This is a genomic window from uncultured Streptomyces sp. (genome assembly GCF_947488945.1).
Lineage (GTDB): Bacteria > Actinomycetota > Actinomycetes > Streptomycetales > Streptomycetaceae > Streptomyces.
This window is the reverse complement of the sequence record NZ_CANLBS010000020.1, coordinates 102,065-115,704: the sequence shown is the minus strand read 5'-3', so window position 1 is coordinate 115,704 and position 13,640 is coordinate 102,065. Positions and strand designations below refer to the sequence as shown.

Sequence of the window (13,640 nt, the reverse complement as noted above, 5' to 3'; positions counted from 1 at the left end):
CGCTCGACGTGCCGGCGGAAGCGGCGGCCGCTTGCACCGTCCGGACCCCGAAAGGCGGTCGGGCCGTGCGTCGTTGTTGCCGGGGGCGGCCGACACCACCTCGGGCTTGTACCTGGACGCCGACAGCGGCTTCATGGGCCGGTGGTCCCGCGACCACGTGGCCGCTGATGACGAATCCGAGACGCTGGTCACCTACCTGGAGGGGGTTGCCGACATGATCGAGGCGCCGGGCCTCGCCGTAGGAGACACATCTGGCGTGGTCGACGGGGCGCTGGTGCGGCTCAGCGGCATCGACCCGGAGCGGGAGAACCGCCGGCGGCCCTGGACCGGCTGAGGCGAACGGGCACGGTGACTGCCGGGGGACGGACCGCCGGGCCTCCGCGCCTCGCCCTCCGGGGACGGTCCACCGGAGGGCGACGCCTCCGTGACGTCCGATGAACCCGCTCGACCGGTGCGGGCCTGCCCACGAGAGCCGGGGCCCCGTCCGGACCGCCCCGCCCCTCATGCCGCGCGGGTCACCCGCCGTCGCCCGCCGCTCGTCCCCCGCCCGTCCACGGGTCGCGTCCGGTGAGGCAGTACGGGGCTCCCGAGGGGTCCCGCATCACGCTCCATTCCGGGTACTCCGCCACGAACCCCGCACCGCACTCCTCGTGCCAGTCGCGGGTGGCGGCGATGTCCGTACAGGCCAGGTCGAGGTGGGCGGAGGCGGGGCGCGGTTCGTCCAGTCGTTGCAGCAGGAGTTGGACAGGAGAGTCGATTCCCGCCGGGCGCACCGTGTGGAACTCGGCGAGCGAGTCCGCGCGCGACCGCCAGCCGGTCAGCTCCGCCCAGAACACGACCTCGGCGGCGAACGCGTCCGGTGCCACGTCCAGGCACACCTGATCCGCCCGGCTGACCCCGCCCCGCGGATCGGTGACGACGTCCGGCCGTACGCGCTGTCCGCGCCAGGCCACCACGCAGAACGGCTGGCCGGCGGGGGAGCGGAGCACGGTGAGCCCGGGCGTCCGGGACACCACGGTAGCGCCGAGCGTGACGGCCCGGTCCGCGAACGCCCCGGGGTCGTCCACGGCGAAGTCCGGATGCACCGAACCGGCGGGGCCTGCCACGCCCACGGTCTGCACCACCAGGCAGGGGTCGGCGCCCACGGGCTCCAGGGAGCGGAACTCGCCCCGGTCGCCCCAGGGCGCACCGACCCGGGTGCCGGTGACCGTCGCCCAGAAGGCCGAGGCAGGGTCGGCGTGTGGGGCCGGGCGGTCGACGAAGACGTAGGTCCAGCGGATCACGGTGCCTCCTCGCGGATGCGGGTGGGATACGGGGTGTGGGCGCGGGTGCGGCCGGTTCCCGTGGCGGTGCGGTTCCGGCGCGCGGGTCAGACCGGTTCCGGGGCCACCGCCTGCTGGTACCCCTCGTGGTCGGCGTAGACCCAGGCGATCCGCAAGCACGACTCGCGGAGTGCGTCGAGCCGCCCCTGCCAGTAAGCGGCCCGGTCGTCGTCCACGGCGGCCCACAGGGCGATGTCGTACTCGTCCACCGTCGTGCTGCGGGCCTGCACGTCCCGCAGCACCCGCGCCGGGTCGTGCAGGGCGATGTGCGCGGCCCGCGCGGCGTCCTCGTCGGAGCCGCCCACCTCCGGGCCGGTGGTGGTGAGGGGCGGCGGGTCGTCCTGCTCGCGCACCGCCGCCTCCGCGTACACACCGGTCCCCAGCGCCTGCCACGAGGCGCGGCCGGGGCTGTCGAGCGCGGCGCGTGCGGTCCGTTCGTCCTCGTCGAGACGGGCGCGGAGGAAGGCGACGAGGCCGACGGTCACGACGGTCCTCCTGCGGGGGCGGGGTCGCACGGCCGGTGAACCGCGCGGCCGGGTGTGACGGTATCCATGCGCCCATCCTTCCACCCCGGCGACCGCCCGCCGCCGGACGGGCCCGGCGCGGGCCGCGCCCCCCGGCCGCGCAGAAGCGTCCCGCTCCGCGCCCCGCCCGGACGGCGCTCCTCCGCAGAGGACACCGTCCGCAACGCCACCCGATGGGACGGTTCGGGCCCGGCCTTCATCGCGCGTTCACCCGGTGAACCCGCTCGGGGCATTCCCTTCGCCCGGCCACCGACCCTACGATCGGCGCGATCCCGCACGGCTCGCCCACAGCAGTGGGATCGCATCTCGACAACGTTGTCATCCGTACGGAGGTTTCCAGCCCCATGCCCCCCAGAGCTCCAGTGGCCCGCCACGTCGGCGCCCGCGCGGCCTCCACCGTCCTCGCCGTCGCGCTCGCCGCGGCGGCGCTGCCCGCGGCGACCGCCACGGCCGGGTCCGCCGCCACAGCCGGGTCCGCGGCGGCCGCCGTGCCCGTGGCACACCCCGCCGACCTGGTCGACCCCATGATCGGGACGTCCAACGGCGGGAACACCTATCCCGGCGCCACCCTTCCGTACGGCATGGTCGCCTGGTCGCCCACGAGCACGACCGGCGACCAGACCAGCACGGGCGCGGCGAATGGCTACGAGTACGGGGTCACCCGGATGCGCGGGCTGAGCCTCACCCACGTCAACGGCGCAGGATGCAATCCGGGTGCCGCCGGTGACGTGCCGATCATGCCGTTCGTCGGCGAGGTCACCTCCTCGCCGTCGGCCGACACCAAGGACGCCGTCTACGCCTCGGGCTTCTCGCACGACGACGAGCGTGCCGTTCCCGGGCGTTACACCGTCGGGCTCGACTCCGGCGCCACCGCCGACCTCGCGGTGACCCGCCGCGCGGGCGTCGCCGACTTCGGTTTCCCCGCCGGCGAGGCCGCCAACCTGCTGTTCAGGGTGTCCAATTCGCTCAACGGGAGCGAGGACGCGGAGATCCACATCGACCGCGCCCACCGCAAGGTCACCGGCTCGGTCCTCACCGGGGCGTTCTGCGGCCGGCGCGCCAACGGCGGTGCCAACAACCGCAAGAGCTACTACCGGCTGCACTTCACCGCCTCCTTCGACCGGGACTTCTCCTCGACCGGCACCTGGAAGGACGGCACGCTCGCGCCGGGCACCACCGACAACTCCGGCGGCGAGGGATACGCCACCGGCGCGGACCGGGCCGGACGCGGATCGGGCGGCTGGGTCGGGTTCGACACCTCGACCGACCGGGACGTGCGGATGCGCGTCGGGATCTCCTACGTCAGCCTGGCCGGCGCGGAGGCCAACCTCCGCCAGGAGGTCGCCCCCCGGGCGGACGTGGCCGACGTGGCGCGGGCGGGCCGCGCGGCCTGGGACCGGGAACTGTCCGCGGTGCGGGTGGGCGGTGGCTCCGCGGCACGGCGCACCACCTTCTACACCGCGCTCTACCACGCCCTGCTGCAGCCCAACCTCGTCAGCGACACCGACGGCCGCTATCCCGGTATGGACGGGGCCGCGCACCGGATCGGGCGGGGGCAGGGCGCCCAGTACAGCAACTTCTCCGGCTGGGACCAGTACCGGGCGCAGATCCAGTTGCTGGCCCTGCTCAAGCCGGACGTCGCGGGTGACTTCGCCCAGTCGCTGTACAACTTCGCCCGGCAGAACGGCGGGATCTGGGACCGCTGGGTGCACGTCAACGGCGCCACCCACGTGATGACCGGCGACCCGACGGCCGCGACCCTGGCGACCTTCTACGCCATGGGCGTGCGGAACTTCGACTACCAGGGGGCCTACGCCTCGCTGAAGCGCCAGGCCACCGTGCCCGTCGCCGACGGGCTGAGCGACGCGGGCTGTCCCGGGCAGTGCACCGGTCAACGGCCCAACCTGGCCCAGTACATGGCGTCCGGATACGCGGCTCAGGACGTCTGCCACTGCTGGGGCGGCGCGGCCGAGACGCTGGAGGACGCGGTCGCCGACGCCGCGCTCGGGCAGTGGGCCGAACTCCTCGGCCACGGCGAGGACGCCGCGTACTTCGCGGAGCGCGGACGCTGGTGGCGCAACGTGTTCAACCCGGAGGCCGGCGACGGCGCGGGGACGACGGGCTACATCCAGGCGCGCAACCTCGACGGGAGCTGGGTCACGCCGTTCCAGCCGGGCAGCGACCGGGGCTTCGCGCAGGGCACCAGCGCGACGTACACCTGGATGGTGCCGCAGGACGTGGGCGGACTGGCCGAGGCGATGGGCGGCCGGGAGACCGCCGCGCGCCGGCTGGACGCCTTCTTCCACACGGCGGACGGTTCCTGGTCGGTGAGGGGCGGCGACGCCCTGCGGTACGACCCCACCAACGAACCGGGCATCCACGCCCCCTGGCTGTACAACGCCCTCGGGCAGCCGTGGAAGACGCAGGAGACCGTGCGCGAGATCGTCGACACCGTCTACGGCACCGGTCCGCGGGGTCTGCCCGGCAACGACGACCTCGGCACCATGTCGGCCTGGTACGTCTTCTCCGCGCTGGGGCTGTACCCGCAGAAGCCCGGAAGCGCGTCCCTGCTGCTGGGGACGCCGCTCTTCCCGCGTGCGGTCATCGACCGTCCCCGTGGCGCGGACATCACCGTCGACGCCCCGGCGGCCGACGCGGCGCACCCGTACATCGCCTCCGTGAAGGTCGACGGGCGCGACCGGGACAGGTCCTGGGTCGGCGGGGAACTCCTGCGCCACGGGGGCAGGCTGGACTTCCGGCTGGGCGAGTCCGCGAACACCGGCTGGGCGGTCGGGGAGGCCGGGCTGCCCGAGTGAGCGGACGGCCCGAATTCGCCTTGCGCCGACAGGGATTCGGGGGAGCGGCACACGCCCGGCCGCGCCGCCGGAGGAGGCTCGAGTGGCCTCGCTCCGGTGGTGCGGCGCGGGCGCCTTCGGCGACCCCGCACGCCTTCCGCGCCCCGCCCGCCTCCCGTGCGTGCCTCGGGCGCCGTGCGTCGGCCGGTTCGGACGACAGAATTTATATCGTTGAAAATTTGTGGTGCACGACCGTTGTGGTCGGTCCGGGGGCTGTGACTGAATGAGCGACCATGTGCGGTGCCCCACCGGTTGGAGGCACGCCGGCTTCTTCGTGAGGACGATGCCATGAGACGACAACACCCGCGCCCACGTGCACTGTTGACCACACTCGCCTGCGCGGCCGTTTTGCTGATCCCGGTCGGCGCGACCCAGGCCGGCGCAGCCGGGAGCGCCCCCGCCGCGGCTCTCGCGGCCGCCGCGCCGACGGCCGCTCCGGCCGCAGCCGATCCCGTCACCGACGTGCACGGGCTCAAGGGCGAGTACTTCGCCATGTCCGCTCCGGGAGCCCGCGACTTCGCGCGGCTCGGCGCCACGGCGCTCGACCCGGACATCAACTTCCCCAGTCTGACCGGGGCCTTCGAGTCCGCCACCGGCAAGACCGAGCACACCACGGCTCGTTGGACCGGTCAGATCCAGGCACCCGCCACCGGGGACTACACCTTCTCCGCCAGCGGCGACAACGGCTTCCGCCTCTTCGTCGACGACAAGGCCGTCATCGACCACTGGGTGCCGGACTGGGACAACGAGCAGACCGCGGCCCAGCCGGTCCACCTGGTCGCGGGCGAGAAGCACTCGTTCCGGCTGGAGATGTTCCAGGACGTCGGCGGCGCCAACATGTTCCTGCGCTGGTCGAGCCCGCAGCTCGCCAAGCAGCTCGTGCCCGAGTCCGCGTTCACCCCGCCCGCCGACTTCGAGGTGTACCCCGTCGCCCTCGGCGTCACCGCCGACGGCAAGCAGCTCCGGGCCACCTTCCAGGACCGGGTCGGCGGCCTCGACGGCGTGCGCGACCACCTGGTGATCGAGGCCGACACCACTCCGATGCCCGTCACCCGGGTCACCCGCGCGCCCGGCGACCGCAACACCTTCGTCGCGCAGCTCGCCGAACCGGTCCAACAGGGCCAGCAGGTCAGGGTCACCTACGGTGCCGAAGGCGGCCTGACCGCCGGCGGCGAGAGCGTCCCCGACATCAGCCGCACCGCGAAGAACTCCTCCACCCACCGGCTGACGACCAGTTGGGGCGACAAGCTCGACCGGCGCGACCCGCTGCCCGAGTACCCCCGGCCCCAGCAGGTCCGCGACCGGTGGCTCAATCTGAACGGACCCTGGGAGTTCGCCGGCGCCGACGAGGGCGAGCAGCCCGTCTTCGGCAAGAAGCTCGACGAGCGCATCACCGTGCCCTTCCCGGTCGAGTCGCAGCTCTCCGGACTGGAGCGCCACGAGGACCACATGTTCTACCGCAAGCTCGTCACGGTGCCGCGGAACTGGTCCGTGGGCAAGGACCGCGACGACCGGCGGCTGCTGCTGAACTTCGGAGCCGTGGACTACCGGGCCACCGTCTACGTCAACGGCCGGAAGGTCACCGAGCACACCGGCGGGTACACCGCCTTCAGCGCCGACATCACCGACGCGGTCAAGGGCTCCGGTCCGCAGGAGATCGTCGTCGCCGTCACCGACGTGACCGGCCCGAACCAGCCCAAGGGCAAGCAGTCCACCAAGCCGGGCGGCATCGTCTACACCGAGTCCTCCGGCATCTGGCAGACCGTCTGGATGGAGCCGGTCGCCCGCGCCTCCGTCGACTCCCTCACCACCACCCCGGACATCGACGCCGGCCGGCTCTCGGTCACCGTCAACTCCGACGACGCGAGCGCCGCCGCCCGTGTCGAGGCGGTCGCCCGCGACAAGAAGGGCCACGTCGTCGGGACCGTCACCGGCCCCGCCAACCGCGCGCTCAGCCTGCCGGTCGCGGGCCGGCACCTGTGGTCGCCCGACGACCCGTACCTGTACGACCTGGACGTCACCCTGACCGACGGACGCTCCACGGACACCGTGGACAGCTACTTCGGCATGCGGTCGCTGAAGGTCGAGAAGGTCGGCGGCTACCAGAAGCTCACCCTCAACGGGAAGCCGTTCTTCTCCCTCGCCATGCTGGACCAGGGTTTCTGGCCCGACGGCCTCTACACCCAGCCCAGCGACGCCGCGCTCGCCTTCGACCTGAAGGCGCAGAAGGACCTCGGCTTCAACGCGGTGCGCAAGCACATCAAGGTCGAGTCGGCACGCTGGTACTACCACGCGGACCAGCTCGGGCTCCTCGTCTGGCAGGACTTCGTCTCCAGCGACATCTCGAACGACACGGGCAAGCAGGCGTTCCTCTCCCAGGGCGCCGAGATGATGAGGCAGCTCCACAACTCGCCCGCCATCGGCGGCTGGATCGTCTTCAACGAGGGCTGGGGCGAGTGGGACCGCACGGAGACCGGCAAGATCGCCGAGTCGGTGAAGGCGGCCGACCCGTCCCGCGTGGTCAACGCCCACAGCGGCGTCAACTGCTGCAACTCGAAGGGTGACTCCGGCAAGGGCGACATCGTCGACCACCATGACTACGTGAACAACGACGCGCCGTTCCCGGACGACCGCGCCGCGATGGACGGCGAGCACGGCGGGTTCACGCTGCGCACGCCGGGGCACATGTGGCCGGGCGCGCCCGCCGTCATCTACAGCGGGGTCTCCGACAAGGCGGCGCTGACCGCCAAGTACGTCGACAACACCCGCACGTTCTACCTGGACGCGGCCCGCGCCGAGCTGTCCGGCTCGGTCTACACCCAGGTCACCGACCTGGAGACCGAGCTCAACGGCCTCTGGACGTACGACCGTCGGGAGATCAAGGTCGATCCGGCCGCGGTGCGGAAGATCAACCGGGAGGTCATCGCCGCCGGCGCCGCCGCCGGTGAGCGGGACGAGCTGGCGGGCGGCGGTTCCTGGTCGCTCGACGAGAACGTGGGTGCCACGGCGGCCGACAGCGGGCCCAACAAGGCCACGCTCACTCTCGAAGGAGGCGCCTCCTGGACGCCGGGTGTGCACGGCTCCGCGCTGAAGTTCGACGGTGACGGCCAGTACGCCCAGACGGCCGGACCGGTCCTCGACACCACGAAGGACTACACCGTCTCCGCCTGGGTGACGCTCGACGCGCTGCCCGGCAACTACGCCTCGGCCGTCAGCCAGGACGGCCGGCGCACCGAGAACCCGTTCTATCTCCAGTACGGGCAGGGCGCGTTCGCCTTCAGTGCGCCCGGCGGCCACCGGGCGCGCCAGGAGATCACCCCCGAGACGGGCCGCTGGTACCACCTCGTCGGCGTCCGGCAGGGCAACACCCTGACGGTGTACGTGGACGGGCGGCAGGGCGGCACCGCCGAGGCGGGGGCGCCCGACGTCAGCACCGGACCGCTGTCGGTCGGCCGCGCCAAGTGGAACGGCTCGTCCACCGACTTCTGGAACGGCTCGGTCGACCAGGTCGCGGTCTTCGACCACGCCCTCACCGCCACCGAGGTCGGCGTCCTGTACGGAGCCGGGAAGCCCTGATCGCGGAAGGCCGGACGTACGGGGTCGGGAAGCCCCGGCCCCGTACGCCCCGGGCCGGGGACCCCTGGCCCCGTACGCCGAGGGACCGGCCCGCGGCCCTTACGCCGGGCCGCGCCGGGGCCGCGCGGGGAAAACGATCCTCCGCGCGGCCCCCGGCGACCCTCCTCCGCGCGGCCGCCGGGGTCCTCTCCGCACGGCTCCGGCGCCTCCTTTGAACACGGTTCCACAAACGGGCGACCGGACTCTTGCCGTCGCGCCGAAGCCGGATATATAACGTTGTAAATCGAGCCGCAGCACCCTTGCGCCGCCCCTTTCCGCCTCCGCCGCCGCCTCGTGCCGGCGAGGCCCGGGAACGCGTACCCGCGTCATCCGCAGTCGGGTTGACGCTTCCCCCACCTCACTCACCCTGACCGCACGCACCGCCGCGTGCCGTCGACCCGCCAAGGAGCACCCGCGCATGATGATCCAGCGTCGATCCCGTACCGCCACCGCGGCCTGCCTCATCGCCGCGACCGCCATGCTCACCGTCGCGGGCTGCGCCAAGTCCGAGACCCCCGCGGCGGCGGGCGGCGACAGCAGCCAGGGCGCCCAGGAGGCCAAGGAGCCCGGCAGCAGCTCCGGCCCCGGCTGCTCCCTGAAGACCTACGGAGCACCCGAACTCGACCTGAAGAACGCCGTGGTGGGCTTCTCACAGTCCGAGAAGGAGGCCAACCCCTTCCGGATCGCCGAGACGCAGTCCATCAAGGACGAGGCGAAGAAGCTGGGCGTCAAGAAGCTGCTCACCACCAACGCCCAGTCGCAGCTGTCCAAGCAGATCAGCGACATCCAGGACATGCTCTCCCAGGGCGCACAGTTCCTCATCGTCGCCCCGCTCAACTCCGACGGCCTGGAGCCCGCCCTGAAGGCCGCCGCCGCCAAGAAGGTCCCCGTCCTCACCATCGACCGCAAGCTCAACTCCACCGCCTGCCAGGACTACGTGGCCTTCCTCGGCTCGGACTTCGTCGAGCAGGGCAAGCGAGCCGCCGACGCGATGATCAAGGCCACCGGCGGCAAGGGCAAGGTCGCCATCCTCCTCGGCGCCTCCGGCAACAACGTCACCACCGACCGCACCAAGGGGTTCGTGGACCGGATCGAGGCCGAGGCGCCCGGCATCGAGATCGTCGCCCAGCAGACCGGTGAGTTCGCCCGCGACAAGGGCCAGCAGGTCATGGAGCAGCTCATCCAGTCGAAGCCCGACATCACCGCCGTCTACGCCGAGAACGACGAAATGGGCCTCGGCGCGGTCACCGCGCTCAAGGCGGCGGGCAGGAAGCCCGGCAAGGACGTCAAGATCGTGTCGGTCGACGGCACCCGCAACGCGGTGCAGGCCGTGGTGGACGGCGAGTACAACGCCGTCATCGAGTCCAACCCGCGGTTCGGGCCGCTCGCCTTCGCCACCGCGCAGAAGTTCTACTCCGGCGAGGAGATCCCGGAGAACGTGATCATCGAGGACCGGCAGTACGACGAGGCCAACGCCGCCTCCTCGCTCGGCGGCGCCTACTGATCCGCCGCTCCCACCGGGCCGGCGCGACTCCTCCCCGCGCCGCGCCGGCCCGCGCGCCCGGCCCCCGGCCCCGCGCGCCCCACCGGTCCGCCGCCCGCCCTCCCGGGCGCGGCCCGCCGCCGTCCGAAGGAAACCGGAAAGGCCAGGATCCATGGCACCACCCGAAGCAGTACCGCAGCCGCAGGCGCCCGCCGCGGCCGACGGTCCCGGCCCCGTCCTGGAGGCGCGGGCGGTGAGCAAGCGGTTCCCGGGCGTCATCGCCCTGGACCGCGTCTCCTTCGCCCTGCGCGCGGGGGAGACCCACGCCCTGGTCGGCGAGAACGGCGCCGGGAAGTCCACCCTGATCAAGGTGCTGACCGGCGTCCACGCCCCCGACGAGGGCGAGCTGCTGCTGGCCGGCGAACACGTCGCCTTCGCGCGGCCGTTCGACGCCCAGCAGGCCGGCATCTCCACCATCTACCAGGAGGTCAACCTCGTCCCGCTGATGAGCGTGGCGCGGAACATCTTCCTCGGCCGCGAACCGAAGAACCGCTTCGGCCTGATCGACTTCGGCCGGATGCACCGGGAGGCCGCGGAACTCCTCGACGGGTTCGGCGTACGCGTCGATCCCCGCAGACCGCTGCACACCCTCGGCATCGGCACCCAGCAGATGGTCGCGCTGGCGCGGGCCGTCTCCGTCGACGCCCGCGTCGTCATCATGGACGAGCCCACCTCCTCGCTGGAGCCGCGCGAGGTCGAGACCCTCTTCCGGGTCATCGGCGACCTGCGCGGGCGGGGCATCGCCGTCCTCTACGTCAGCCACCGCATGGACGAGCTGTACCGGATCTGCGACCGCGTCACCGTCCTGCGCGACGGCCGGCACATCCACACCGGCGACCTCGCCGGCCTCGACCGGATGCGACTGGTGTCGATGATGCTCGGCCGCGACCTCGCCGAGGTCCGCCGCTCCGGCGTCACCAGCTTCGGAGCCGAGGGCCACGAGGCGGCCCGCGCCCCCGTGCTCACCGCGACCGGCGTCTCCAGCCGCCACCGGCTGCACGACATCTCGCTGTCCCTGTACGGGGGAGAGGTGCTGGGCCTCGGCGGCCTGCTCGGCTCCGGCCGCAGCGAGACGGCCAAGGCACTGTCCGGCGCGCTGCCGCTGGACGCCGGGGAACTCGTCGTGGACGGCGTCCCGTTGCGCCGGCTCACCCCGGCCGCCGCCATCCGGGCCGGCATCAGCCTGCTGCCCGAGGACCGCAAGGCCGAGGGCATCGTGCCCGGCCTCTCCGTCCGCGAGAACATCGTGCTCGCCGCCATGCCCCGGCTGTCGCGCGCCGGTGTCGTCTCGCGCGCCAAGCAGGACCGGATCGTCGACATCTTCATGAAGCGTCTGCGGATCAAGGCGTCCAGCCCCGAGCAGAAGGTCGGCGAACTCTCCGGCGGCAACCAGCAGAAGGTGCTGCTGGCGCGCTGGCTCTGCCTGGAACCCAAGGTGCTGCTGCTGGACGAGCCGACACGCGGCATCGACGTCGGGGCCAAGGCCGAGGTGCAGAGCCTCATCGACGAACTCGCCGGCGAGGGACTCGCCGTGCTGCTCATCTCGTCCGACATCGAAGAACTCGTCGAGGGTGCCGACCGCATCGTCGTCCTGCGCGGCGGAGCCGTCGCCGGCGAACTGGCGGGCGACGACGTGGCCGAGGACCGGCTGCTCGACGTGCTCGCCGACCACGCACCGGCGCCGGGGGAGAAGACCCCGGCCCAGGAGGAGCCCCGATGACCCAGGCCACCGCCTCCCCGCCCGCACCCCCCGCACGGCCCGGCAAGCCCGGCCCGTCCGGCCGGGTCGCCCCCGCTCTCGCGCGGCTCCGCGAACCGTCCTGGTACCAGGAGTACGGCGTGTACGTCGCCGTCGCCGTGGTGCTGCTCTTCAACGCCCTGTTCACCGACCACTTCATGACCGCGGACAACTTCCGCACCCAGCTGGTCCAGGTCGCCCCCATCGTGATCGTCGCCCTGGGCATGGCCCTGGTCATCGGCACCGAGGGCGTGGACCTGTCGGTCGGCTCCACCATGGCGCTGGCCGCCGCCTTCCTCCCGCTCTACCTCGGCTACGGCCTGGTGCCCGCCCTCGTCGTCGCCCTGCTGGCCGGAGCGGTCGTCGGCGCGGTCAACGGCGCCCTGGTCTCCCTCGTCGGCCTCCAGCCGATCGTGGCCACCCTCGCGCTCTTCGTCGGCGGCCGGGGCATCGCCCTGGTGGTGGCGGACGGACAGCTCAAGCAGATCGTCAACCCCGATCTCCTGTCGCTCGGCACCGGCTCCCTCCTCGGCGTCCCGCTGGTGGTCTGGATCGCCGCGGTGCTCGCCGCCGCCGTCGCCTTCCTGGTGCGGCGCACCACCTTCGGCCGCCAGATCGTCGCCGTCGGCGGCAACCGGTCCGCCGCCGCCCTCGCCGGGCTCCCCGTCAAGCGCGTCCTGATCGGCGTGTACGTGCTCTGCGGCGTCCTCGCGGCCCTCGCCGGGGTACTCGCCACCGCCCGGCTCACCGCCAGCGACCCGTCCTCGCTCGGCACCCTGATGGAACTCTCCGCCATCACGGCCGTCGTCGTCGGCGGCACCCCCCTCAACGGCGGATCCGTCCGGGTGCTCGGCACCGTGGCCGGCGCCCTGCTGATGCAGCTGCTCCGCGCCACCCTCGTCAAGCACGACCTGCCCGACTCCACCGCCCAGATCGCCCAGGCGGCGATCATCGTCGCCGCCGTCTACGTCGCCCGGGAGCGTCGGTCCCGATGAACGAAACCACCACAGCCCCCGCCGCCCCCGCGTCCCCGCCGCCCGAGGCGTCCGCCTCCCGGCCGGCCGGCGAACCCGCGCCCGGCGGCCGGCGGCGCGCCGCCGAACTCCTCCAGCGCCAGGGCGTCCTGGCGGTCCTGCTGACCGTCGTGATCATCGCCTCCTTCGTCTACCCGACCTTCGCCACCCTGGACAACGCCCGCGGCGTCACCGTCCAGGCGTCCTTCCTCGCCGTCGTCGCGCTCGGCATGACCCTGGTGATCATCACCGGCGGCATCGACCTGTCCGTCGGCTCCGTCTTCGCCCTCGGCGGGGTGCTCGCCGCCTGGGCCTCGCAGTGGGGCTTCCTCGCCGCGCTGCTCGCCCCGCTGCTGGTGTGCGGAGCGATCGGCCTGCTCAACGGCTTCCTGATCGCCCGGGGCAACCTGGCCCCCTTCATCGTCACCCTGGCCACCCTGCTCGGCGCCCGGGGCCTGCTGCTGTCGATCACCGACGAGGGCGCCACCACCTACCTCGTGCCCAAGGACTCCGCCTTCGCCGAGCTGGGCCAGGGCAGCGTCTGGGGCTTCGGGTACCCGATCCTGATCGCCCTGGCCCTCTTCGGGATCGGCGGGACCGTGCTCCAGCGGACCTCGTTCGGCCAGACGCTCTTCGCGGTCGGCGGCAGCGCCGACGCCGCCACCTTGATGGGTCTGCCCGTCGCCCGCACCAAGCTCCTCGTCTACACCCTCAGCGGGCTGCTCGCCGGACTCGCCGGGGCCCTCAACGCCGCCCGGCTCACCTCCGGGGTCACCATCGTCGGGGTCGGCATGGAACTCGACGCGATCTCCGCCGTCGTCATCGGCGGCACCCTGCTGATCGGCGGCGCCGGCTCGGTCAGCGGCACCCTCTGGGGCGTCCTGCTGCTCGCCGTCATCCAGAACCTGATCAACCAGATCGGCTCGCTCAACTCCTCCTACCAGTCCGTGGTCAGCGGCGGTTTCCTTATCGTGGTGGTGGTCGCTCAGCGCTATCTGGCGCGCAGCCGCAGATCCACCTGAGCTGCACG

General features: G+C 72.6%; 9 protein-coding genes. 7 read left to right on the top strand and 2 right to left on the bottom strand.

All coding sequences use genetic code 11. The annotated features are described in order from the left end of the window. Nucleotides 1-106: 106 nt before the first annotated feature. The gene (locus Q0994_RS26870) at nucleotides 107-334 is read left to right on the top strand and encodes a hypothetical protein (RefSeq protein WP_299539295.1); all 228 of its coding nucleotides are present in this window, start codon (nucleotides 107-109) and stop codon (nucleotides 332-334) included. A gap of 181 nt (nucleotides 335-515) precedes the next feature. Here the strand turns inward: Q0994_RS26870 and Q0994_RS26865 are convergent, their stop codons facing one another. Both Q0994_RS26865 and Q0994_RS26860 read right to left on the bottom strand, forming a co-directional pair. Continuing rightward, a complete protein-coding gene (locus tag Q0994_RS26865; RefSeq protein ID WP_299539293.1) occupies nucleotides 516-1,283 on the bottom strand; it encodes a VOC family protein in 768 nt (255 codons plus the stop codon). A gap of 86 nt (nucleotides 1,284-1,369) precedes the next feature. Beyond that, nucleotides 1,370-1,807, bottom strand: a complete 438-nt coding sequence (locus Q0994_RS26860) for a DUF6221 family protein (protein ID WP_299539291.1) — start codon at nucleotides 1,805-1,807, stop codon at nucleotides 1,370-1,372. Nucleotides 1,808-2,190: 383 nt separating this feature from the next. Between Q0994_RS26860 and Q0994_RS26855 the strand changes: the two genes are divergently transcribed. From Q0994_RS26855 to Q0994_RS26830, 6 genes are all read left to right on the top strand, one after another. Beyond that, nucleotides 2,191-4,662 carry a GH92 family glycosyl hydrolase gene (locus Q0994_RS26855; protein WP_299539289.1) on the top strand — a complete coding sequence of 824 codons (2,472 nt, stop codon included), beginning with the start codon at nucleotides 2,191-2,193 and terminating at the stop codon, nucleotides 4,660-4,662. Nucleotides 4,663-4,989: 327 nt separating this feature from the next. Then, nucleotides 4,990-8,277, top strand: coding sequence for a LamG-like jellyroll fold domain-containing protein (locus Q0994_RS26850; protein ID WP_299539287.1), 3,288 nt, complete (start codon nucleotides 4,990-4,992; stop codon nucleotides 8,275-8,277). A 457-nt stretch (nucleotides 8,278-8,734) separates the two neighbouring features. Then, nucleotides 8,735-9,820, top strand: a complete 1,086-nt coding sequence (locus Q0994_RS26845) for an ABC transporter substrate-binding protein (protein ID WP_299539284.1) — start codon at nucleotides 8,735-8,737, stop codon at nucleotides 9,818-9,820. Between the two features lie 151 nt (nucleotides 9,821-9,971). Continuing rightward, nucleotides 9,972-11,579 carry a sugar ABC transporter ATP-binding protein gene (locus Q0994_RS26840; protein ID WP_299539282.1) on the top strand — a complete coding sequence of 536 codons (1,608 nt, stop codon included), beginning with the start codon at nucleotides 9,972-9,974 and terminating at the stop codon, nucleotides 11,577-11,579. Further along, nucleotides 11,576-12,592 (top strand): ABC transporter permease, encoded by a 1,017-nt coding sequence (locus Q0994_RS26835; protein ID WP_299539279.1) that lies wholly within the window; start codon nucleotides 11,576-11,578, stop codon nucleotides 12,590-12,592. Before Q0994_RS26840 ends, Q0994_RS26835 begins: the two co-directional genes overlap by 4 nt. Then, a complete protein-coding gene (locus Q0994_RS26830; RefSeq protein ID WP_299539277.1) occupies nucleotides 12,589-13,632 on the top strand; it encodes an ABC transporter permease in 1,044 nt (347 codons plus the stop codon). Before Q0994_RS26835 ends, Q0994_RS26830 begins: the two co-directional genes overlap by 4 nt. Nucleotides 13,633-13,640: the final 8 nt, after the last annotated feature.

Excerpts from the sequence above, each read along its gene's own strand:
- Q0994_RS26855 (WP_299539289.1), top strand. The coding sequence starts at position 2,191 with ATGCCCCCCAGAGCTCCAGTGGCCCGCCACGTCGGCGCCCGCGCGGCC.
- Q0994_RS26850 (WP_299539287.1), top strand. The coding sequence starts at position 4,990 with ATGAGACGACAACACCCGCGCCCACGTGCACTGTTGACCACACTCGCC.
- Q0994_RS26845 (WP_299539284.1), top strand. The coding sequence starts at position 8,735 with ATGATGATCCAGCGTCGATCCCGTACCGCCACCGCGGCCTGCCTCATC.
- Q0994_RS26840 (WP_299539282.1), top strand. The coding sequence starts at position 9,972 with ATGGCACCACCCGAAGCAGTACCGCAGCCGCAGGCGCCCGCCGCGGCC.
- Q0994_RS26835 (WP_299539279.1), top strand. The coding sequence starts at position 11,576 with ATGACCCAGGCCACCGCCTCCCCGCCCGCACCCCCCGCACGGCCCGGC.
- Q0994_RS26830 (WP_299539277.1), top strand. The coding sequence starts at position 12,589 with ATGAACGAAACCACCACAGCCCCCGCCGCCCCCGCGTCCCCGCCGCCC.